20 protein-coding genes and 2 tRNA genes are annotated in these 22,129 nt (G+C 46.1%); 5 read left to right on the plus strand and 17 right to left on the minus strand.

What is annotated here, in order from left to right:
* Positions 1 to 93: 93 nt before the first annotated feature.
* From nrdB to MBO_RS02400, 6 genes are all read right to left on the minus strand, one after another.
* Positions 94 to 1,224, minus strand: coding sequence for a class Ia ribonucleoside-diphosphate reductase subunit beta (nrdB, locus tag MBO_RS02375; protein ID WP_036363233.1), 1,131 nt, complete (start codon positions 1,222 to 1,224; stop codon positions 94 to 96).
* A 157-nt stretch (positions 1,225 to 1,381) separates the two neighbouring features.
* A complete protein-coding gene (locus tag MBO_RS02380) occupies positions 1,382 to 1,639 on the minus strand; it encodes an EamA family transporter (protein ID WP_052585245.1) in 258 nt (85 codons plus the stop codon).
* A gap of 18 nt (positions 1,640 to 1,657) precedes the next feature.
* A complete protein-coding gene (locus tag MBO_RS02385) occupies positions 1,658 to 2,092 on the minus strand; it encodes an EamA family transporter (protein ID WP_118873402.1) in 435 nt (144 codons plus the stop codon).
* 184 nt (positions 2,093 to 2,276) lie between these two features.
* The gene (locus MBO_RS02390) at positions 2,277 to 3,170 is read right to left on the minus strand and encodes an SEL1-like repeat protein (RefSeq protein ID WP_052585247.1); all 894 of its coding nucleotides are present in this window, start codon (positions 3,168 to 3,170) and stop codon (positions 2,277 to 2,279) included.
* A gap of 107 nt (positions 3,171 to 3,277) precedes the next feature.
* Positions 3,278 to 4,519, minus strand: coding sequence for an O-succinylhomoserine sulfhydrylase (locus MBO_RS02395; RefSeq protein WP_036362873.1), 1,242 nt, complete (start codon positions 4,517 to 4,519; stop codon positions 3,278 to 3,280).
* Positions 4,520 to 4,668: 149 nt separating this feature from the next.
* A complete protein-coding gene (locus tag MBO_RS02400; protein WP_036362876.1) occupies positions 4,669 to 5,601 on the minus strand; it encodes a branched-chain amino acid transaminase in 933 nt (310 codons plus the stop codon).
* Positions 5,602 to 5,770: 169 nt separating this feature from the next.
* On the opposite strand from MBO_RS02400, the gene MBO_RS02405 reads away from it, so the two are divergent.
* Both MBO_RS02405 and MBO_RS02410 read left to right on the plus strand, forming a co-directional pair.
* Positions 5,771 to 6,607: a threonine/serine exporter family protein gene (locus MBO_RS02405; protein ID WP_046698225.1), complete on the plus strand. Its 837-nt coding sequence runs from the start codon at positions 5,771 to 5,773 to the stop codon at positions 6,605 to 6,607.
* A gap of 1 nt (position 6,608) precedes the next feature.
* Positions 6,609 to 7,061 (plus strand): threonine/serine exporter family protein, encoded by a 453-nt coding sequence (locus tag MBO_RS02410; protein ID WP_036362878.1) that lies wholly within the window; start codon positions 6,609 to 6,611, stop codon positions 7,059 to 7,061.
* Positions 7,062 to 7,125: 64 nt separating this feature from the next.
* Here the strand turns inward: MBO_RS02410 and MBO_RS02415 are convergent, their stop codons facing one another.
* From MBO_RS02415 to MBO_RS02425, 3 genes are read right to left on the minus strand one after another with little or no spacing between them, the layout of a single operon-like run.
* Entirely contained in the window at positions 7,126 to 8,742 is a 1,617-nt protein-coding gene (locus MBO_RS02415; protein WP_080702151.1) for an efflux transporter outer membrane subunit, read from the minus strand.
* A 9-nt stretch (positions 8,743 to 8,751) separates the two neighbouring features.
* A complete protein-coding gene (locus MBO_RS02420; protein WP_036362881.1) occupies positions 8,752 to 11,901 on the minus strand; it encodes an efflux RND transporter permease subunit in 3,150 nt (1,049 codons plus the stop codon).
* Between the two features lie 8 nt (positions 11,902 to 11,909).
* Positions 11,910 to 13,316, minus strand: a complete 1,407-nt coding sequence (locus MBO_RS02425; RefSeq protein ID WP_036362884.1) for an efflux RND transporter periplasmic adaptor subunit — start codon at positions 13,314 to 13,316, stop codon at positions 11,910 to 11,912.
* A gap of 481 nt (positions 13,317 to 13,797) precedes the next feature.
* On the opposite strand from MBO_RS02425, the gene MBO_RS02430 reads away from it, so the two are divergent.
* Positions 13,798 to 13,871 (plus strand) — tRNA-Cys (locus MBO_RS02430).
* Between the two features lie 27 nt (positions 13,872 to 13,898).
* Positions 13,899 to 13,985, plus strand: a tRNA-Leu gene (locus tag MBO_RS02435).
* A gap of 198 nt (positions 13,986 to 14,183) precedes the next feature.
* Here MBO_RS02435 and MBO_RS02440 read toward each other — a convergent pair.
* Both MBO_RS02440 and MBO_RS02445 read right to left on the minus strand, forming a co-directional pair.
* Positions 14,184 to 14,966 carry a hypothetical protein gene (locus MBO_RS02440; RefSeq protein WP_036362889.1) on the minus strand — a complete coding sequence of 261 codons (783 nt, stop codon included), beginning with the start codon at positions 14,964 to 14,966 and terminating at the stop codon, positions 14,184 to 14,186.
* Positions 14,957 to 15,811: a D-Ala-D-Ala carboxypeptidase family metallohydrolase gene (locus MBO_RS02445; RefSeq protein ID WP_052585248.1), complete on the minus strand. Its 855-nt coding sequence runs from the start codon at positions 15,809 to 15,811 to the stop codon at positions 14,957 to 14,959. Before MBO_RS02445 ends, MBO_RS02440 begins: the two co-directional genes overlap by 10 nt.
* Before the next feature lie 653 nt (positions 15,812 to 16,464).
* On the opposite strand from MBO_RS02445, the gene MBO_RS02450 reads away from it, so the two are divergent.
* Complete coding sequence (locus MBO_RS02450) at positions 16,465 to 17,049, plus strand: septal ring lytic transglycosylase RlpA family protein (protein WP_036362892.1); 585 nt, start codon at positions 16,465 to 16,467, stop codon at positions 17,047 to 17,049.
* A 76-nt stretch (positions 17,050 to 17,125) separates the two neighbouring features.
* On the opposite strand, the gene radA is transcribed toward MBO_RS02450, so the two are convergent.
* The 6 genes from radA to MBO_RS02480 form a co-directional block, all read right to left on the minus strand.
* Positions 17,126 to 18,541: a DNA repair protein RadA gene (gene radA / locus MBO_RS02455; protein WP_036362895.1), complete on the minus strand. Its 1,416-nt coding sequence runs from the start codon at positions 18,539 to 18,541 to the stop codon at positions 17,126 to 17,128.
* A 23-nt stretch (positions 18,542 to 18,564) separates the two neighbouring features.
* Positions 18,565 to 19,296 carry an LPS export ABC transporter ATP-binding protein gene (gene lptB, locus MBO_RS02460; RefSeq protein ID WP_036362898.1) on the minus strand — a complete coding sequence of 244 codons (732 nt, stop codon included), beginning with the start codon at positions 19,294 to 19,296 and terminating at the stop codon, positions 18,565 to 18,567.
* A gap of 96 nt (positions 19,297 to 19,392) precedes the next feature.
* On the minus strand, positions 19,393 to 19,923 hold the full coding sequence (gene lptA / locus MBO_RS02465; protein ID WP_052585249.1) for a lipopolysaccharide transport periplasmic protein LptA: 531 nt from the start codon (positions 19,921 to 19,923) through the stop codon (positions 19,393 to 19,395).
* 27 nt (positions 19,924 to 19,950) lie between these two features.
* A complete protein-coding gene (gene lptC, locus MBO_RS02470; RefSeq protein ID WP_036362900.1) occupies positions 19,951 to 20,526 on the minus strand; it encodes an LPS export ABC transporter periplasmic protein LptC in 576 nt (191 codons plus the stop codon).
* 23 nt (positions 20,527 to 20,549) lie between these two features.
* The gene (locus MBO_RS02475; protein ID WP_036362903.1) at positions 20,550 to 21,077 is read right to left on the minus strand and encodes a KdsC family phosphatase; all 528 of its coding nucleotides are present in this window, start codon (positions 21,075 to 21,077) and stop codon (positions 20,550 to 20,552) included.
* Positions 21,078 to 21,092: 15 nt separating this feature from the next.
* A complete protein-coding gene (locus MBO_RS02480; protein ID WP_036363252.1) occupies positions 21,093 to 22,064 on the minus strand; it encodes a KpsF/GutQ family sugar-phosphate isomerase in 972 nt (323 codons plus the stop codon).
* Between the last annotated feature and the right edge of the window lie 65 nt (positions 22,065 to 22,129).

The following is a 22,129-nucleotide window of genomic DNA, read 5'->3' on the forward strand; positions in this document are numbered from 1 at the left end:
TTTCTTGCAAAATCTTAAATCAATTATTATTTTTATAAACTGTCTTTATCAGATTTTTAAACCGCCAAGCAGCTTGACGGTTTAAGTATTGATTTATAATTCAAAATCATCCAAATCCACATCATCCAGATCAGAATCAATCTGACCAACCAAATAAGTGGTAATCTCTGTCTCTTGTGGTGCTACCTGCACATTATCAGATGACAGCCACGCGTTAATCCATGGAATCGGATTCGACTTGGTCTCAAAGATCGCAGGCAAGCCAATCGCCGCCATGCGTGTGTTCGTGATGAATTCGACATATTGGCACAGGATGTCTTTGTTAAGTCCGATCATTGAACCGTCTTTGAACAGATATTCCGCCCATGCTTTTTCTTGTTCGGCAGCACTTCTAAAGATATCAATTGCTTCATCTTCACAAGATTTTGCGATCTCAAGCATCTCAGGATCGTCACGACCAGAGCGCATCAGGTTAATCATGTGCTGTGTGCCATTTAGATGCAAAGCCTCATCACGAGCGATCATCTTAATGATCTTAGCATTACCCTCCATGACTTTGCGCTCAGCGAACGCAAACGAGCAAGCAAACGACACATAGAAACGAATCGCTTCAAGGACATTCACCGCCACGATGCACAGGTACAGCTTTTTCTTAAGGTCTTTTAAGGATACCTCCACCGTCTCATCGCACACGGTATAAGTACCCTCACCGTGCAAGTCATACAACTGTGCAGCGCGATGCAGATCGTCATAATATCGCGCGATGTCACTGGCACGCTCTAGAATGTGCTCATTTTCGATGATATCATCAAAAATCTTGCTCGGATCATTCACCACGTTACGGATGATGTGTGTATAACTGCGGCTGTGAATCGTCTCGCTAAACGACCAAGTCTCGATCCAAGTCTCAAGCTCAGGGATAGACACCAACGGCAATAGCACCACGTTCGGGCTACGACCTTGGATACTGTCAAGCAGCGTTTGGTATTTTAGATTTGACAAAAAAATGTGTTGCTCATGCACCGATAACTCAGCAAAGTCGATGCGATCACGCGATACATCAATCTCCTCAGGTCGCCAAAAGAACGACAGCTGTTTTTCGATTAACTGCTCAAAAATCGGGTGTTTTTGTTGGTCGTAGCGTGACACATTGACAGGCTGACCAAAGAACATGGGTTCTTTTAGGACATCATTTTTTGTTTGGCAAAAAATAGAATAATGCATGGTAATGTTTCCCAAAGTCGTTTTTGTTGATTTATATAAAAGCTGACTTAAATCAATATATAGTATGATACTTGGAAATTTACACACGATATAGTGTAAATTTGCGGTCATTGTACCACAAATTTGGCCAGCGCGTATATTTTTTTAATAATTACTCTTATTTAGATGATGAATTGAATAAGCGAAGAGCGCCAAAGACATGCACCATCAGTGCCAACATGACAACGATCACACCCAACCAATGCCAAAAATTAAGCTTCTGTGACAGGAATACAAAACCCACCAACAGTGCAATCACAGGCACGAGTAATGCCAAAGGCGCAACCTGGCTGGCGGGATGCTTAGAAAGTAGGTAACCCCAACCTGCATACCCCAATAGGCTGGCGACATAATCCAGATACAGCACACTCGCCAAACCGCCCCAAGTCAGATTCTAAACCTGCGCACTCAAACCATCTATGCCATATAACCACAATGAACCGACAGCAAAAGCACCCAATGCCGAGATATTGCCCCACACTACCAATGATAACGGATTAACCGCGCCCAGTTTTTTGACGACGATATTACCCACCGTCCAACAGAATGATGCCGCCAACACCACCCACAGACCAACCAAAGGCGAGTTGCCTTGATACTGTCCAACACCGATTAACGCCAATCCGACAGCTGCTGCTATCATGGCGATCAGGTGGTGTCTTAGTACAGCTTCTTTGAACATGCTCGTAACCAGCAGTACTGTCATGAAAACCTGACTTTGGTGCAGTAGTGCAGCCAGTCCTGTGGGCACATCCATCGATAACGCCAAGAACATAAAGGCAAATTGTCCAAAGTAATGGTCAATCCATACAAAATAAGCCAGCGTCAAGGCACATCTGGGCGCTTAAAGAAAATGGCAGGGAAAAGCAAAAAGGCAAATCGGAGCAATCCAAGCACCATGGGCGAGATGTCGATCAAGGCAAATTTCATGAATATGAAATTAATACCCTAAGCAAACACAACACCCAAAGCGATCAACCAATCCCTAGCGTTCATATTCTTACCCTTAATAATTATTCTTGTGATGCTGTTAATTTGTTGAGCAATTCTGTGGCTGGTTCGTGATCTTTTTGGGCGGCTTTTTGTAACCACAGCTTGGCTTCATCGGTTGATTTTGATACGCCTTTACCATCTAGATAGCAGAGCGCCGCTTGATGCATGGCAGGCGCAAAGTCAGCATTGGCAGCTTGTAAGAAATAATCAAACCCCACTGTCAGATCCTGCGCGACGCCCTCACCACGTTGATAGTGCACAGCCAGATTGTACATGGCTTCTGGAATATCTCCTGCCGCTGCTTTTTTGAAGCATTCTATTGCCTCGGTATAATCTTGCGGAACGCCGCGCCCTACACAGTACAGATTACCCAAATTCAGATACGACAGACTCACCCCTAGATCGCCTGCTCTTTTGTGCCATTTTACCGTTTCATCTTCATCTGCTGCCACACCTACGCCATATTCATACATCAGTGCGATGTTATGACAAGACTCAGCATAACCGTGATCGGCAGCTTGCTTATACCAAGCAAATGCCTCTTTATGGCTCTGCTTGACACCAAACCCATGGTAATACATGACGCCCAGATTATGACATGCCTTAATGTTGCCTTGCTCGGCTGATTTCTTTAGAAGTTCGTGACCTTTTTCGTAATCTTGGCGCACCCCTAAGCCCTGACAGTGCATCACACCAAGACTGCGCTGGGCATCGGCAAGACCCAGCGACGCTGATTCTAGCAGCAGAGCCGCCGCCTCTTCATAATTACCTGCCTGATAATGCTCGGTCGCCTCATCGTACAGAGCTTGCGCGCGCGCCATGTCTTGGCTAACATCATCAACAGATTGCTTTCTGTATTCAGCGATAGAATCGTTTTCGTTGGATTTTTTGAATAATTTGGTTAAAAAACTCATGACGAACTCTGATGATAAAAGTACCTTATTATACTTGAAAACCTTGTCAATTTACCAATAAAAAACCAAATCCAAATGGACTTGGTTTTTAAAATCACACAACAACATTACAAAGCATCTAGCCCACGCTTTAGGTCGTTGATGATGTCTTTGGCATCTTCAAGTCCTACCGACAATCGAATGAGCCCATCGGTCACGCCCGCCTCCAATCGCTGCTCAGGCGTCATGCGAAAATGCGTCGTACTGGCTGGATGTGTGATGGTGGACTTAGCATCGCCTAAGTTATTGGTGATGCTGATGACTTGGGTGCTGTCGATTACCTGCCAAGCGCTGTCCTTATCATAAACCTCAAAGCCAATAATCGCCCCGAATGCGCCGCCTTGTACATCTAGATGTTGATGCTGACTCTTGGCAAGTTCATGGCTTGGGTGGTCATGAAGCGCTGAGAAGTGTACTTTGGCAACATTGGGATGATTTGATAAAAACGCAGCGACTTGATTGGCATTCTCACAATGCGCTCTCATACGCAAGTTTAACGTCTCAAGCCCCTTTAATAGCACCCACGCATTAAATGGCGACAGACTGATGCCACCGGTACGCACCACGCCGAATGCCTTCTCCATAAGTTCATCGGAGCCTACCAACGCCCCACCAATCACACGACCCTGACCATCGATGTATTTACTGGCAGAATGGATAACAACATCCGCGCCCAGCTCTAGCGGCTTTTGGATGGCTGGCGTGGCAAAGCAGTTATCCACGATCAGCAGCGCATCATTGTGATGAGCAAGATTCGCCAAAAATGACAAATCAGCAATCTGCGCCAGCGGGTTAGAGGGACTCTCACAGTATAGCACGCGAGTATTAGGCTGAATGGCATTCTCCCATGCGTCATTGTCAAAACAATCCACGTAACTGACAGAGACACCAAACGCCTTAAAATAAGTATCAAATAGCGCAACAGAGGAACCAAACAACTGCTTAGCACATAACAAATGATCACCCGCCTTAAGATAGGCTAAGCACATCGTCAAAATCGCACCCATGCCACTTGCGGTAGCGACACAGCGCTCACCACCTTCAAGCAACGCCAGACGTCTTTCAAAGGCGCGAACGGTAGGATTGGTGTGGCGGCTATAGACGTTGCCCTTCTTCGTGCCATCAAAATGATCAGCAGCATCTTTGGCAGACTTATACACATAACTGCTGGTGGTAAAAATCGCCTCACCATGCTCACCCTCGTCCGTACGATGATAGCCACCGCGCACCGCCAAGGTTTGAGTAAAAAACCCCAAAGCAGGGTCTAAGGCATCGGATTGCCAGTTATCATCTAGGATTGGTTTTATCATGATTGCGCCTTTTTATTGTTTGATAAATTTGCATTATGATACCACAAAACAACGGGTGGAGTTTTGCTAAATTAGAATTTTAATTAGGTATCAAACTTATATCTTAAAATAAAAAAGACGACATAAGCCGTCTTTTTTGATTATATGTATTAAGCATTAACAAAGGTCAGCCAATGCTTGTATTTCTCGTTGCGGCCTTGAACCACATCAAAATACAAGGTTTGTAGCTTCTCGGTGATCGGGCCGCGAGAGCCATTACCAATAACGCGATCATCATATTCACGAATCGGGGTAACTTCGGCTGCGGTACCCGTCATGAAGATCTCATCAGCCAGATAGAATTCATCACGAGTGATGCGACGCTCAATCACTTTAATACCAAGATCGTTGGCAAATTCAATGATGGTGCGGCGAGTGATGCCATCAAGTGCACCGCCTGCCAAGTCGGGCGTATGTAGCTCGCCATTTTTTACCAAGAACAAATTCTCACCCGAGCCTTGACACACATAGCCTTGCGGATCCATCAAGATCGCTTCATCATAGCCCGCCTTGGTCGCTTCTTGGTTAGCCAAGATAGACACAGGATAGTTGGCAGCGGCTTTGGCTTTACACATGGTGACGTTAGGATGGTGATGGGTATAGCTAGATGTCTTGGCGCGGATGCCGTTATTGATGCCATCTTCACCAAGATATGCACCCCAATGCCACGCAGCCACTGCTGCATGAATGCTGTTATCCTTGGCGGCGATGCCAAGCTTCTCTGAACCCACCCAGATTAATGGACGAATGTAAGCACTTGCCAAGCCATTTTGATGGACGACATCTTTTTGGGCTTGTGCTAGCTCTGCATGGCTATAAGGCAAGTTTAATTGGAAAATCTTAGCAGAATTTAATAGACGCTCGGTGTGCTCTTCTAGACGAAAGATCGCAGTGCGACCGTCTGGCGTCTCATACGCACGCACACCTTCGAACACCGCCAAACCATAATGCAAGCTGTGCGTCAATACGTGAACTTTCGCTTCAGGCTGATCAACGAGTTCGCCATCAAGCCATAATTTGCCTTGTTGGGTTGCCATATTCATAAGTCATTCCTTATATTTTGGGGTTTACAAAAAGTGAAAACTATCGCGTGATTATAGCACCGTTTAAGGCTTTTGCAATGATTTGTTGAAATTTTTGGTGCAATTGTGATGATTTTTTTGATGATTGGCTTTACAATATGTCAAAATTTATACATCTCTTATTCTACCCATGCCCAGCAGCGAAAACACCCCACGCCGATTGCCCTACATCTCTCACGAAGAGCAGCAGCGCATCACCAGGCTATGTGTACGCTGCGCCCTGCTATTTATGCAGTATGGCGGAGAATCAGCAGTCGTGGTCGATCTAACTAAGCGGCTTGGTGTGGCGCTTGGGGTTGGTGGGGTTGAATGTGCGCTGTCATTTAATGCGGTGACCCTAACCACCTTATACAATGGACGCTGCATCACCACCGCCCGCAATACCGTACATCAAGGCATTAACGTCAGCATCCTAGTTCAAATCCAGCAAATCGTGCTATATGCCGAATCCGCCACCAAAGATGACGCACTCATCGATGACATCGAATCACGTTTTGATGACATTAATCGCACCACTTATCCCAATAACCTGATGTCATTATTCGTTGGGCTATCTTGTGCCTGCTTTGCTTATTTAAGTGGTGGTAATCTCATCATCTCAGCCATTACATTGGTGGCGGGGTTCTGCGCGATGCGAATGCGCGTGTATTTGTCCGCGCATCATTTCAACCCGTTTGTGGTGGTTATTATTACGGCATTCGTGGCGACGTTACTCGGGGCAACGGCGTATTTTTTGGATTCATCGCAGATCGTGGCACTAGGCCATCATGCTGACATTGCGGTCGCTGCCAGCGTGCTTTTGCTTGTGCCGAGCTTTCCTATTATCAACGCTCTATCCGACATATTAAAAGGATACATCAATATGGGTGTGGGACGATGGATGTTCGCAACGATGCTGACATTATCGGCGTGCGTAGGTATTGTGATTGCGCTTATTTTGCTACAGATACCGCACTGGGGACTATAATATGTGGCTAATCTCTGACATACTATTATCATGCGTCATCACTCTAGGCTGGTGCTTAATGTTCACGCTACCAAGTCGCTATATTATCTATTGTCTTATCATGACCGCGCTTGGTTTTGGTGCTAAGAGCATGATGGTAAATATGGGCGTTCACTTGGCGGTATCGACATTTTTTGGCTCGATGCTTGCAAGTTTCTTGGGTGTACGGTTTGCCCAACGATTTCGCCTACCCCCCAAGGCGCTCATCGTCCCTAGCGTCATCTGCCTCATGCCTGGTATTCCCGCCTATAAGGCAATGGTTAGTATGGTGCAGATTGGTTACTTTGGCTTTGATATGAGTTTATTTGTCGTGATGATGAGTTATTTTTTTGAGACGATATTTGTGATTTCTGCCTTGGTATTGGGCTTATCCATCCCTGGTATTTTATTTTATCGCAGAAAGCCCATCGTCTAAAATTACCCTGGCAGCAAATAAAAAAACGCTCACCATTGGATGAGCGTTTTTTATTGTCAGATCATTATTGAATACTGATAGGTGTTGAAATACCATCAGCATTAGCAGGCTCGATCACATTCAATGTCGCTGGTGCAGGCTGTACGATCTCGACACCAGCATCGGCCACATCCGCACTCACAGTCATAAGCTTCTCTGTGGTCGCAAGTTCAGCCGTACGCATCGCTTCACGCTGCTTTCGTAGGCTGGCGATCTGTTCAGCAGTTAATGTTGCGCCGCCACCCAATGCTTGATACAGCTGAATCTGACTTAGGATTTTTTGTAATTCTAAGTTTAGGATGTTTTGCTGATTGGCGAATAATGAACGCTCCGCATCCAGCACGCTTAGATAATCATCCAAACCTGAGCGGAAACGCGCATGGGCGATTTGATAGGTTTGTTGATAATTATTCTGAAGCTTATACTGAGATTCTAGCTGTCTGCCAAGCGTAGCACGGCTTGCCAACACATCACCTACTTCTTTAAAGGCGGTCTGAATGGCTTTTTCGTAGGTGACTAATGCACTCTTTTGGGCGACTTCTGCCACTTCATAATTAGCACGTCGAACACCTGCATCAAAGATTGGCAGATTAATCGAAGGGCCAACAGACCAAGCAAAAGCGCTCGACTCTAGCAGATTACTTAGGCTAGATGAACTAAATCCTAAATTACCCGACAGGCTGATCGATGGGAAATAAGCAGCACGTGCCACATTGATGTTCGCGCCTGCTGCTTTTAATGCGTGCTCTGCTTGTACGATGTCAGGACGATAGTACAGAAGTTCGCTTGGAAGACCTGTGCTAAATAGCGTCTGGGTCGTGATGTTATCTACCGCCATGTCAGGCATCAGCTCATCAGGGACTGGTGCGCCAAGTAGCAGCTGTAGTGCGTTACGCGCTTGTAGAATGCCAGTATCAGCTTGATAAATCGCCAACTTCGCCGCTTCTAGTGACGCTTCTGCCTGCAAGCTGGGTGAGCGTGCATCAATCCCCGCTTTAAAGCGCTTATTCGTGATGTCTAGTGAATGCTCACGAGTCTTTAATGTCTCAACAGCAAGCTGACGCTGGGCCAATGCATAGCTTAGATTGACATAGCTTTGCGCGATGTTAGAAATCAAAGAAATCTGCACCGCGTCTTTGGCTGAATTGGTCGCAAGATAGTTATACAGCGCTGCGTCTTTGGCGTTCGCCACTTTACCCCAAAAATCAATCTCGTAGCTAGACATGGCAAGACCGACATTGTAGCCACTGCTGGCATTACGATCGGCAGGCGATGCTGAACGAGTCGCACCACCAGATGCGCCCAGCTTTGGAATGCCGTCAGCTTCGGTGATCTGATACTGGGCACGCGAGCTTTGGATCGCCAGAACAGCTTTTTGTAGGTCTTTGTTGTTGTTCAGACCGAGTTCGATCAATGACTTAAGTTTGGGATCGGCATAGAAATCCTGCCAGCGCATCGATGCCACGCTTGGTGCTTCTGCCACGCTGATGGTCTGTTGATCTAGCACTTGGTAAGCCTGATCCACTGCCAAATTTGGCTGAGCCACCATGGTCTGGGCTGATTTTGGAATCGTGCTACACGCCGATACCCCCAGCACTAGGGCTGAGAGTGTGAACAGGCGAACTGTTTTGGTTGATTTCATAAATTCTCCTTACTCGCGTTCGCATGCAGCGACGGGTTTGGCAAGATTTGGCTTATATGGGAAGACTGAACGCACCCACACATAGAACATCGGGATAAAGAACACGCCTAGGAAAGTCGCTGTGATTACCCCGCCGACCACGCTCGTACCGACTGCGTTCTGGCTACCAGATCCTGCGCCTGTGGCAACCATCAAAGGCACAACACCGATACCAAAGGCAAGAGATGTCATGATAATCGGGCGCAGACGCATTCGAGCTGCTTGCATGACCGCGTCTTTTAGACTCGCCCCCGACTCTTGAATCTCTTTGGCAAATTCAATAATCAAAATCGCATTCTTCGCGGAAAGACCAATTACCGTGAGCAGGCCCACCTGTAGATAGACGTCGTTAGCAAAGCCTCGAAGCATGGTAAAGATAACCGCACCAATAACACCCAATGGAATAACCAACATCACCGAGAATGGTACCGACCAGCTCTCATACAGCGCTGCCAGACACAAGAATACAACAACCATAGAGATCGCATATAGTGTCAAAGCCTGACCGCCAGTCTTACGCTCTTCTAGTGATAGGCCTGTCCACTCATAACCGATACCCTCAGGCAGCTGGGAGATCATCTGCTCCATGGCAAGCATGGCATCACCCGTACTCTTACCAGGCGCGGCTGAACCCTGAACATTCAGTGATGACAGACCGTTATAACGGTTAAGCCCAGGGCTACCATATTGCCATTCACTGTTAGAGAACGCGCCGAAGCTGATCATCTCGCCCTGGCTGTTACGCACATACCACTTATTGATGTCTTCAGGTGTGGCACGGCTATCAGGAGCACCTTGCATATATACTTTCTTGATACGGCCACGATCAATGAAGTCATTAACGTAGCTACCACCAAAGGCTTGAGCCAGAACGCCATTTACTGTTGCCATATTTAGGTTATAGGCAGCTGCTTGCTCTTGGTTGATGTTTACTTTAAGCTTAGGTGCATCCTCTTGACCATTAGGGCGGACACCTGCCACAGCTGGGTTTTGAGCAGACATACCAAGTAGCATATTACGAGCTTCCAACAGCTTAGCATGACCCACACCGCCGATGTCTTGGAGTTGTAAATCAAAGCCACTGGCATTACCAAAGCCTTGGATCGCAGGTGGCGCAATCGGATATACCAACGTCGCCTCTGGAATCATGACATTCAATGCCATGGCGCGATCCGCAACTGCTTGAGCTAGGCTTTCATCTGAAGTACGCTCACTCCAGTCTTTTAGTTTAACAAACGCCAAACCCGCATTTTGACCACTGGCACCAAAGCTAAAGCCAGAGATGGTAAATACCGACTCGATATTGTCTTTTTCTTGTTCATGGAAATAACCACCAATCTTCTCCATCACTTCTGCGGTCTGATCAAGCGTCGAACCTGCAGGCAGCTGAACCAATGTCATCAAGACACCTTGGTCTTCTTCTGGGACGAATGATGATGGTAAGCGCGTGAACAATAATGCCATCACAGCGATAACCGCAGCATACACGATCGCAAAGATCCACTTGGCATTGAAGGTCTTACCTACGAATTTCTCATAGCCACGGCTGGCCTTGAAGAAGAAACGGTTAAACCAACCGAAGAAGCCTTTTTGAGTGTGGATGTCTTTGTGCGCTTGGCGTTTTAGAATGGTTACACACAGCGCAGGTGTGAAGATAAGTGCAATTAATGCTGACAATGACATACTGGTGATCAGTGTTACCGCAAACTGACGGTAAATCACACCAGCCGAGCCACCAAAGAAAATCATCGGTACGAATACCACCGACAGAATCAGTGCAATACCGATAACAACTTTACTAATCTCACCCATCGACTGGATGGTGGCATCTTTGACTGAGATATTTGGATTTTCTTCTAAGATACGCTCCACGTTCTCCACGACAACGATCGCATCATCGACGAGCAGACCGATGGCAAGCACCATCGCAAACATGGTTAGGATGTTAATGGTAAAACCAAATAGCGATAATACCGCAAATGTACCTAGAATAACAACAGGTACCGCAAGTGTCGGGATGATGGTTGCGCGCCAGTTCTGCAAGAACAAGAACATAACCAAGAACACCAGCACAATCGCCTCAAGAAGCGTCATAACAACTTGCTTAATAGACAGCTTAACAAATGGTGTGGTGTCGTAAGGCACAACGATTTTTAGACCTTTAGGGAAGCCTTGTGACAACTCATCAAGCCTTTGTTGTACCGCTTCACGTACCTCAAGGGCATTGGCACCAGAGGCAAGCATGATGCCCATACCCGCGGCTTGTTGTCCATTATATAGAGTCTTAACGGCGTAGCTTTCTGAGCCCAGCTCAATATCTGCCACATCACGCAGATAGACTTTTGCGCCTGAAGGGTCAGATTTAATTATGATGTTGCCGAATTGCTCTGGCGTCTGCAGGAAGCTTTGCACACTCACCGTCGCGTTAATCACTTGACGATCTAGATCTGTTGGTAGGTTAGCAAGCTGACCTGCTGATACTTGCACGTTTTGTGATTGAATCGCAGCTGAGACATCAGATGGCATCAGCGCATAAGAAGAAAGCTTGGCAGGATCTAGCCATATACGCATGGCATAAGGCGAGCCAAACACGTTCAGCGAGCCCACACCATTAACACGACTTAAACTATCCACCACGTTCGAGTTAATATAGTCAGCGATGTCCGACTGTGTCATGCTGCCATCTTCAGAGATGAATGATGCCACCATCAAAAAGCTACTGCTAGACTTATTAACCGTCACGCCTTGACGCTGTACATCAGCTGGCAGTGAACTGGTCGCTGCTTGTAGCTTGTTTTGTACTTGTACCTGCGCGGTGTCAGGATTAACGCCATTTTCAAAGGTTAGCGTAACGGAGGCCAAGCCATTCGCTGATGAGCTTGATGACATGTACATCAGACCATCCAGACCTTTCATCTGCTGCTCGATGACTTGCGTTACTGTGTTTTCTACCGTCTCAGCATCAGCGCCAGGATAGACAGCACTCACCGAAACTGTCGGCGGAGCAATCTGCGGATACTGCTCAATGGGTAAACTGCGAACCGCAATAATACCTACCAGCATGATCAAAATGGCGATCACCCATGCAAAGATGGGACGCTCAATAAAATACTTAGACATGACCGCTCCTACTGTGCTTTAGGCGTATCTTGAGCAGCTTGCGACTGTTCGCTTGACTCATCTTTTGGCGCTACCACGCTGTTTTGACCCGCCTGCTGTGGCGCTTGAGCGTTTTGCGCTTGATTGCCTACTGCGCCCGTTGGTGGCAATGTACGCACTTCTACTGCTTGGTCAGGCTTAACTTTAGCACCGCCCATCACGACAACTTGGTCGCCATTTTGTAATCCACTGCTGACTACCCATTGACCGTTAAAGGTACCTGAAGTTTCAACTGGACGAACTTCGATTTTCTTGTCTTTATTTACGACATAAACTTGGGTTTCGCCTTTAGGTGTGCGTGTGATGGCAGTCTGTGGCAGCAGAACAGCGTTGTTCATAATAGACTGCGCAAGATTGGCATTAACATACATGCCAGGGATGAGGACGCCATCAGGGTTCGGGAATACCGCTCTTAGCTTAATCGCGCCAGTGGCTTCATCGACACTCGCATCAGACAGAGCCAGACGTCCGATGATTGGGTATGTGCCACCGTCTTCTAGGACGATTTGCACTTCTGGATCGCCTTGGCTCGCTTTACCTTCGGCGATCTGCTGACGTAAGCGTAGCATCTCTGCGGATGATTGGCTGATGTCTACATAGACATAATCGGTGCGCGTGATGGTTACCAGAGCATTTGATTGATTGGCTGACACCAATGCACCATTCGTTACTGCCGAGATACCTACTTTACCGCTAATGGGTGCGCGTACGATGGTACGGCTTAGGTCTAGCTCGCTTGCGCCTAAGCTGGCTTTGGCGCTGTTGATCGCAGAATCTGCACTACCGACACTCGCTTTGGCTTGTGCGACCGTGGCTCTGGCAGCTTCGACATTCGCCTCAGCCGTACGCACAGCAGTCACCGCCTGATCATAAAACTGTCTTGATACCGCATCAACTTCAACTAAGCCTTGTAATCTGGCTAGATCAGCACGCGCCTGGGCTAAAGTTGCTTGCTGCGCGGTTAGGTTGGCTTGAGCTTGGGCTTGGGCTGCACGTGCATTTTGCGCAGAAGCCTCAGCATTGGCGAGCGCTGCACGACCTGCATTAATCGCACTGGTATAGTTATCCGTGTTAATGCGGTACAAAGGCTGACCTGCACGTACAAACCCACCTTCGCGGAACAACACTTCATCAACGATCCCCGTCACCTGCGGGCGAACCTCAGATGTCTCAACTGCTGTCACGCGACCTGAGAAAGACTTCACTACAGGGATCGCGCTAAGCGTTACCGTCTGAACATCCACGACTGTTGGCGGCATTTGTTGCTGTGCTGCCGCTGCCGCTTGCTCATCTTGGGCTGATTTATTACAAGCAGCCAGCAGTGTCATGCCTGCAAATACTGCAGCAATGGTCGCTGCACGTAAATTTAATTTCATAAGCACCTTATTTTGGCTTTATCAGATAATGAAAATGGGGTTTTACGGATTTGATTTTTTAGACGGTTGCAAAACCAATCATCAAGCAAGCACCCAAGAAAGCAAAACCCTAAAACCACGCAGAATAAAAGTATCGATAAACACTCTTATTCAACCTAATGTTTTTATTGAGTTTTTTGGTTTTGACAATTTCAAAACAAACCAACAGTTTTGATAAACCCATAAAACTAAATAAATTTTACTATTATACTTTAAAATTCTTGATTTTATGAGCTTTTTATTTACTTCACATCCAAAAAAATAGATTGATTTTTACCAAAAATTGTGAACAAGCGTCTATTTTTTATGCATAATTATCGTCACACACTCTATCATTTGACAAAAAATATAAAAAATGCAAATTTTTATAAAAAATCGCTTGCTTTTTTGTAAAAATTTGCTATCATAGCGTCCACTTAATCGATGCGATTAAGCACATAATGGCTGGGTGGCAGAGTGGTCATGCAGCGGACTGCAACTCCGTGTACGCCGGTTCGATTCCGACCTCAGCCTCCATTTTTTGATTGTTATTATTAACAACCCGCCCGGGTGGTGAAATTGGTAGACACAAGGGATTTAAAATCCCTCGCTAGCAATAGCGTGCCGGTTCGAGTCCGGCCCCGGGCACCATCTTTAAGCTCTTGAATATTCAAGAGTTTTTTTATTACCTAAATAAAGGTAAACGCCCTAAATTAATTGGTTATTCTCAGTGAAAGTTGGAAATCAACCAATCAATAATTAAAATTATCACATGCCTTTATATCATTAAAATAACAATACAATTGACAGTACAGAAACCAAGTCGGTCGCATCCTTGATTCAAGATGGTTAGGCCGTTACCGACTGCCACAGCTGCTTCTTAGCATTACTGTCTTCATGCATCACCAAAAGTTGTGGTAATGTTTGCACTTCACCAAAATAATCCACCCCATCACTTAGCTCGCTTAGGAAGGCTAATTTTACCTGATCGAATTTGGTGATGTCGCCCATCATTCGTAATCGCAGAATAAAACCATCAAGGCACTTTTGGGCCAGCGCTGGCGAATTTTCCAGATCATCGTTCATAGGATAACGAATACTCTCCACCGAGAGGAAGGCTTTGCGTTCTGCCGCCCATTTTGACAATGCCGTCTTTAGCGATGCCCATACCAGCTTCTCTTTATCACCCATCAGAGTCATATCCACCAAGAGCACCCACTCACCAACACGAACACCTTCTAGTACATATGAAATAGCAGTCGATGATAAATCAGCGGATTGGGCGGTACTCACCTCATCTATATTTAAAAGTGTACTTTGGGCAGGATTTTTAGATTGTTGTGTGTTATTGATTGACTTATTTGGTTCTTGGACGACCGATGTAATCTGCGTATTATCATCTACCACCAAAGAATTTTCAGGCGTGGTTAATGGCGGGTTAGGCTCATCTTGATCCTGACGTATGTCATCACTCTTAGAATCGAAACGCTTAGCATCCTTCATAAACCTATCAGCTAAGCTTGCCACCTGAGCGGCAGGCGTGCTTAATTGCCCCCATTGGCGAATACCGATAAGGTTTAAGATATGTCGCTGTTGTATCAATGCATCAAAGGATGATTTGGTTATTGCCATGTGAACTCACTAGGCTTAGGCGGTGTATAGCGGCACATAGAATGAGACTCGGAGAATTGCGAACCCCATTTTCGATAGCCTTGCGTATCTAGATGAATGGCGCCTGTGCCATATAATCCCAAACCAAAATTATGCGATTCACCATAAAACACCCAGTACTCGCACAGACGATTCTGCAGTTGATATAATTCATGACTGTCTGCATCATAAGTAGGCACCCAAATATCCATCGCGCCATTCGTCATGTGCTTACTGCTGGGCGCACCGCCAGCACAACGGTTTAAGTCAGGATTGCGATATACTGAACGGATGTGGGTATTGGCAGGTAAGATGCCTTTAGCGCGAAGTTCGTCATACAGCTTAATCGTTGGCAGCATCTGCGCCCACAGCTCACGCGGCGGTACTTCATAAGGCTCATAACCACACTCCTGCCATGAACGCGCCGTCGTCAGTAGCTGGTGCATCGGCGGCAGATTTTTACCGATATGATTCTTAAGAAATTGCGTATATTCTTCAACATGAGATTTTTGATGGGGATGACTGCGTAGCCACATCTCAAAATCTGCCTTCGTTCCGACATTCCTGATAATGTCATGAGCATGCCCATCATGATCGCCGTGATGATGTATGATGTTGATCTGAGGCGGTTTAGCCACTGTATTGACGGTATTCACGGGTTGCTTGGTGGACTGTTTAGGTTTTGATAACACTTTGGTTGGTTGTGGTTTTTTGGCGGGTGCAGTTTTTTGGGCGCACGATGACAAGCCAAACACCCCCATCATAATCACCGCTGTTACTTGTAATTTTTTATTCATTGTCATCATCTTATCAACCTGGCCAATCATAATTAGCACCAAAGCTATTGATTATTATAAAATATCTTAACATTAATCCGAAAAAATCTCATGCTACATTTGCAATTTTAGCAATTTTTCCACCAATCCACAAACCACTATCGCATTATCCGATACAAATAAAATCGTATCATTAAAATTATTAAGTTTGTCTTAATTATTATTAATAAAAATATCATAATTAAATACTTAAAATATCTAAATCTATTAGACAGTAATTTTAATCAATAACAAGGTAACATAACCAATTTTTGAATCAAAAAACCTTGCAAACACGGACTTTATAAATGATATTTTTATTTAAGTATATGATTTTAATGGTTTTAATATGCTTGTAATTTATCTAAATGGTGTTACCATATAAAAAATCCATAAATCCGCATTGTTTTATCAGTTTATCAATTGATTTTGACAATGAAATTTATACATTTTATGACCAAAATCGTTTAGTTAAAGTGCAAGGCATTTTGATCAGACATCAAATTATTGAATGCAGTTTGTCATACAGTTTAAAATCACAGCGACTTGAATTTTGCTGCGTTCATCTCCATGTTGTTAAGATGGTTTAATAACAAATGTCTATCTAATAGACCTCGGTGAAATCGCCCGATGGAACTTCACCAAACACCAAAGAAGAGGTAGTTATGAAAAACATTAGCACCTATTTGCTAGGCACCAGCATCGCACTTGGCGCAGCCATTAGTGTATCTGCCACTGCTGCCGACAGCAAAACAGGCGCTGTCAACATCGATCAAGTGCTCGGTGAATTGACTCGTCAGCATAATGGCGCATCAAGCTTGGTCAAATCTGCTCGCCAGCCCTCTTCTTTGACCTTTAACAGCCCATTGATTACTCAATCTGGCTCATCAGTTAAACAAGATGAGCCCGTACTGGAAAAATTAACCGCTGTGGCTTCTAACACAGTCAATAAATTCAAACAAACTGGTTTGGCATCTTGGTATGGTCGTCAGTTTCACGGCAAAAAAACTGCTAGTGGCGAGACTTTTAACATGAACGCCATGACCGCAGCTCATCGTTCATTGCCTCTTAACTGCTATATTCGAGTCACTAATAAAGACAATGGCAAGTCTGTCATCGTAAAAGTCAATGATCGCGGCCCTTTTAATGGTAATCGCGTGCTTGATCTGTCTTATGGTGCAGCACAAGCCATCGGCATCACGCAACGTGGCACAGGCAATGTCATCATTGAGCGCGTTGATGGACCTTAATATTTCATCTAATAAAACAACAGCTCCTAGGGCTGTTTTTTATTTGCGTCTTTTCACCATGTAAAGGCCATACTACCTAAATCAACTCAAATGCTCGATCAATGGCATCATCCAATCGATCTACAGCAATCACCTGAATGCCTTTAAATTGCGAACTGTCAGATTTGGGTGCATTGGCCTTAGGCACGATGGCGTGTGTGAATCCGTGCTTCATCGCTTCTTTTAATCTCTCCTGCCCATTAGGTACAGGGCGAATCTCACCTGATAGCCCCACCTCTCCGAAAACCGCCAAGCGTGGTGGCAGCGCCTTTTCTCTTAAGCTAGATGCGCAGGCTAATAGTACTGCCAAGTCAGAACCTGTCTCCATGACCTTCACGCCACCCACGACGTTTACATACACATCTTGTCCGCTTGTGTGAATGCCACCATGTCTATGCATGACCGCAAGGAGCATGGATAACCTTTGATGGTCAAGACCCAACGCCATACGCCTAGGCTGAGCGTGCGAATCATCGACCAGTGCCTGAACTTCAACAAGTAGCGGGCGAGTTCCTTCTCGGCTTATCATGACCACCGAGCCTGCAATCGGTCGTTCGTAACGACTTAAGAATATCGCCGAAGGATTGGCGACTTCTTTTAGTCCTGTATCTGTCATACCGAAGATACCAAGTTCATTCACCGCACCGAAGCGATTCTTTACCGCGCGAATCATTCGAAAACGACTGTCAGATTCCCCCTCAAAATAAAGTACCGTATCAACCATATGTTCAAGCACACGCGGACCTGCTAATGCACCCTCCTTGGTAACATGACCTACCAAAAATAGCGCCGTTCCCGTCTGCTTGGCATAGCGTGTCAATATCGCTGCAGATTCACGAATCTGAGCCACGCCACCAGGCGCCGACTGTATGGCATCGGTAAATAATGTCTGGATAGAATCAATGATTGCCACGGCTGGCTGCTCGGTGGATAAAGCCAAACAAATGGTATCAACATTGGTCTCAGCAAGCACTCTTAAGCGATCTGTCGGCAGTCCTAATCGCTTGGCACGCATGGCAACCTGAGATAAACTCTCCTCACCCGTGATGTATAGCGCCGATCCCGCCAGAGAATCACTTGCCGCCATATTGGTGGCAGTCTGTAATAGGATTGTAGATTTACCAATGCCTGGATCGCCACCAATCAGCACAACCGATCCTGCCACCAAGCCCCCGCCAAGCACTCGATCAAATTCCCCTATCCCTGTCGGCATTCGAGTCTCTACAGTAACACCCACCTCATCAAGGCTCATGACACCCGACAACGCACCTGCATAATTAGAGGTTTTGGGCGTGGATGCGATGGTCTTTTTGGTGGCTTTATGATGTGGCATACTGACATCAGGTGCTTCTACCAGCGAATTCCATTCACCGCAGTCGGCACACTGTCCTGACCATTTGCCATAATGAGCACCACAGGATTGACAGACATAAGATGTTGATTTTTTTGCCATTTATTTATAATCTTGAAGTTTGATTAAACTGAGAAATCTTTACCAAGGTATACTTTTTGCACCAATTCATTCGCCAAGATGTCATTGGGCGCGCCTTCTGCGATGATGGCACCTTCTGAGACGATGTAGGCTTTTTCACAGATGGACAAGGTCTCACGCACATTGTGATCGGTGATTAACACGCCAATGCCGCGCATTCTTAGGGTACTGATGACGTCTTTAATATCACTAACAGAGATCGGGTCAACACCTGCAAATGGCTCATCAAGCAAAATAAACTTAGGGTTGCTTGCCAAAGCACGTGCTATCTCGCAACGACGACGCTCACCGCCAGAGACGCTCATTCCAAGAGATTGGCGCACGTGCTCCAAGCTAAACTCGGCCATTAACTTCTCAAGCTCTTGCAACTGCTGGTCCTTGTTCAGGTCTTTGCGCATTTGTAGCACAGCCAGAATATTCTGCTCGATTGTCAATTTACGAAAAATCGATGCTTCTTGGGGCAGGTAACCAATACCTTGAGCGGCGCGTTCATGCATGCTTTTTTTGGACAAATCCAATTCGCCAAGCGTTACCTGACCACGATCCATCGGCACAAGCCCGACCACCATATAAAAACTGGTTGTTTTGCCGGCACCATTTGGCCCCAAGATGCCAACAACTTGACCTTGCTCCACTTCAAATGACACGTCTTTAACAACCCAGCGCTGACCATAGCGCTTGCCCAAATGACGCATGCTCAATGTCGTATTTGACATGTTTTTCCTTATAAGTTTTGACATTCAAAGCATCATCAATCACAAAGATGCCCCATACCCAAAAATCAAAATAGGGCAAAACGCCCTATTCAACCATCAGCGCAAACCCTGCTGAGAGCTGCCGCCACTTGGTGGGAAAACAAGCTCCACACGTTGACCACCGCCGGCATTCGCTTCAACATCCCCAGCTTTTAGGCTGTAACGGATGGTATTGCCTGCAAAACTAGAACCTGCTTGGGTAAGCTTTGCATTGCCGGTTAGGGTTACGATGCCAGTGACTGTATTATAATCAATGCGGTTGGCTTGACCCTTAGCAACACCTTTTTCTTTGGTGATGACTTGCTGGAAGGTAGCAGGTCTGCCGGTAGCAGTCGCCGAGCTGATCTTACGATCGTTACTTAAGTTCAGCGTGATGTTATCAGCAGCGATCTTAAGGCTGCCCTGCTCAATGGTGACATTGCCCGAATAAGTCGTAACGCCAGTACGCTCCACATAAGTGGCACGGTCGGCCAGTAGGCGAATTGGTTGATTGGCGTCTGATGGCAACGCATTGGCGCTACTGATAACCAAAGGCAGTCCAAATATGCCGATTGCCAAAGCAGTTTTTAGATCATTAAAAGTTGACATAGTATTCTCAAATTTTAAAAATATAAATTAAAACAACGATTTGTCCTGTCTAGGCGCAGAATTGTAAAGCACTTCAATCTTACTAAATTCGTATTCGCCTGTTTGTAGGTTTGCACTAAAACCCTGAGCTTTAAAGCGATCTTCACCATGGACAATAGTCAGCGGCTCATCGCTTGAGAGCATGCGCGACTTGGTATTACCCGATAGTTTATTACCTGTGATGACAAGTTTGGGTTTATTATCCACCGCTTCACGCGTTAAAGTAAACCCATTAGAAAGCGCCATATCGCCTGTTGACTGCTCAAGAACAGCTCTTTTAGCTTCGATGATGTACTTCTCGCCTGCAGGTGGCTGCCAATTCATCACCGCGACCAACATCTCATCTTCGCCACTGGCATTTTGTACCAGCGAGTCGGCAGTCAACGTGTACTCAGTCTTGCCCGTCTCTTCATTCGTCTGAACGGCTTTGATCTCGGTGACTTCATAAGATACGTCAGGCTTGGCGGGTACGGTAGGTTCAATCTTTGGCTCTTCTTGGTAAAAAAACCAAGCGGCAACCATGATTACGATTACGCCAAGTACACTTAAAATTCGTACATTCATTTAATAATGCCTATCACACCAGACTACAAAAATTTTTGGATAAAGGCATCGTAATTACCTTGAACCTGCAAAATAAGCTCACACACTTCACGCACTGCGCCATGCCCACCAGCCTTCGTGGTTACATAGTCCGCCGTCTGCTGAACGATGGGTGCTCCATTTGGTACACTCATGCCAAGCCCTGCTTCGCGTATCGCCTTTAGGTCTGGCAAATCATCGCCCATATACGCGCATTCATCCAAAGACAAATTCAGATCGGCTGCAAGCTTTGATAACGCGGTAAATTTATCATCGCGACCTTGAATAACATGATGGATTCCAAGCTCTTGTGCGCGACGATCCACCATGGGAGATCTGCGACCCGTGATGATGGCAAGGATAATGCCCGCTTCTTTGAGTGCTTGTAATCCCACACCATCTTGTGCATAGAACGCTTTCGTCTCCACGTGATTCGAGCTATAAATGATCTGCCCATCTGATAAGATGCCATCGACATCCATCGCCAACATTCGGATCTTGGCAGCTTTTTGGGAGATAATTTCTTGTGTCATGTCTTCTTCCGATTTTTAGCTAACGCCTGCTTGTACCACGTCATGAATGGACAGAACGCCTTGTAATTTACCACCATCCAAGACCAACAATTGCCCGATACTGCACTCATTCATGATGGATAATGCATCAGCGGCGCGTGTCTCTTTGGTGGTATGTTTTGGTGTACGCGTCATGATGTCGCTAATTTTTACTGACAGATCCGTGTGCTCAGCAAGTCTACGCCGCAAGTCACCATCGGTAAAAACGCCAACCACATCTTCTACATCATCAATGATTACCGCAAGTCCTAGGCGACCACTGGTCATGACAAGCAGCGTATCATGCAGGCTTGCGTCTTGATTGATGATAGGTAGATTCTGGTCGTGCATCAGGTCTTGAACACGGGTCAATAGCTTGCGACCCAATGCACCTGCCGGGTGCGACAAGGCAAAATCACTACTGGTAAATCCACGCGCATGCAGCAATGCCACCGCGAGCGCATCCCCCAGTGCAAGGGTTGCTGTCGTACTGGATGTCGGTGCCAAACCAAGTGGGCAGGCTTCCTCAGACTTACCCAGCGTCAGTGCAATGTCAGCAGACTTCGGCAAAAACCCGCGCTTATCACGGCTGATGCTGATGAGCGGAACGTTAAGCTGCTTAACCACAGGGATTAATGTGCGAATTTCATCAGACTCGCCTGAATTAGAGATGGCAATCAATACATCGCCTTTGACGAGCATGCCTAAATCACCATGCCCCGCCTCACCAGGATGCACAAAAAAAGACGGCGTGCCAGTCGATGCAAATGTCGCTGCCATCTTGCGTCCAATATGGCCAGACTTACCCATGCCTGTAACCACCACACGCCCATTGCAATTCAAAATCGTCTGGCAAGCCAAGATGAATCGCTCATCAAGTTCATCAATCAATAAATCAAGCGCACTCTGTTCTGTGCGAATGGATTGCACCGCATCAGCAATAAAATCAGTCTTCATCTTATCCGTCATAATAAATAATAAATACCAAGCCAAATCCTCTTGGCAAATTACCAGTCCATTCACATCATCTAGCA

Source organism: Moraxella bovoculi 237, from assembly GCF_000696305.2.
Taxonomy (GTDB): domain Bacteria; phylum Pseudomonadota; class Gammaproteobacteria; order Pseudomonadales; family Moraxellaceae; genus Moraxella; species Moraxella bovoculi.

Coding starts and splice junctions, on each gene's coding strand:
- lptC (WP_036362900.1), bottom strand. CDS start 20,526: ATGAATGTACGAATTTTAAGTGTACTTGGCGTAATCGTAATCATGGTT.
- MBO_RS02425 (WP_036362884.1), bottom strand. CDS start 13,316: ATGAAATTAAATTTACGTGCAGCGACCATTGCTGCAGTATTTGCAGGC.
- MBO_RS02480 (WP_036363252.1), bottom strand. CDS start 22,064: ATGACGGATAAGATGAAGACTGATTTTATTGCTGATGCGGTGCAATCC.
- nrdB (WP_036363233.1), bottom strand. CDS start 1,224: ATGCATTATTCTATTTTTTGCCAAACAAAAAATGATGTCCTAAAAGAA.
- radA (WP_036362895.1), bottom strand. CDS start 18,541: ATGGCAAAAAAATCAACATCTTATGTCTGTCAATCCTGTGGTGCTCAT.
- MBO_RS02475 (WP_036362903.1), bottom strand. CDS start 21,077: ATGACACAAGAAATTATCTCCCAAAAAGCTGCCAAGATCCGAATGTTG.
- lptA (WP_052585249.1), bottom strand. CDS start 19,923: ATGTCAACTTTTAATGATCTAAAAACTGCTTTGGCAATCGGCATATTT.
- MBO_RS02390 (WP_052585247.1), bottom strand. CDS start 3,170: ATGAGTTTTTTAACCAAATTATTCAAAAAATCCAACGAAAACGATTCT.
- MBO_RS02440 (WP_036362889.1), bottom strand. CDS start 14,966: ATGGCAATAACCAAATCATCCTTTGATGCATTGATACAACAGCGACAT.
- lptB (WP_036362898.1), bottom strand. CDS start 19,296: ATGTCAAATACGACATTGAGCATGCGTCATTTGGGCAAGCGCTATGGT.
- MBO_RS02445 (WP_052585248.1), bottom strand. CDS start 15,811: ATGATTGGCCAGGTTGATAAGATGATGACAATGAATAAAAAATTACAA.
- MBO_RS02410 (WP_036362878.1), top strand. CDS start 6,609: ATGTGGCTAATCTCTGACATACTATTATCATGCGTCATCACTCTAGGC.
- MBO_RS02400 (WP_036362876.1), bottom strand. CDS start 5,601: ATGAATATGGCAACCCAACAAGGCAAATTATGGCTTGATGGCGAACTC.
- MBO_RS02420 (WP_036362881.1), bottom strand. CDS start 11,901: ATGTCTAAGTATTTTATTGAGCGTCCCATCTTTGCATGGGTGATCGCC.
- MBO_RS02450 (WP_036362892.1), top strand. CDS start 16,465: ATGAAAAACATTAGCACCTATTTGCTAGGCACCAGCATCGCACTTGGC.
- MBO_RS02395 (WP_036362873.1), bottom strand. CDS start 4,519: ATGATAAAACCAATCCTAGATGATAACTGGCAATCCGATGCCTTAGAC.
- MBO_RS02415 (WP_080702151.1), bottom strand. CDS start 8,742: ATGAAATCAACCAAAACAGTTCGCCTGTTCACACTCTCAGCCCTAGTG.
- MBO_RS02405 (WP_046698225.1), top strand. CDS start 5,771: ATGCCCAGCAGCGAAAACACCCCACGCCGATTGCCCTACATCTCTCAC.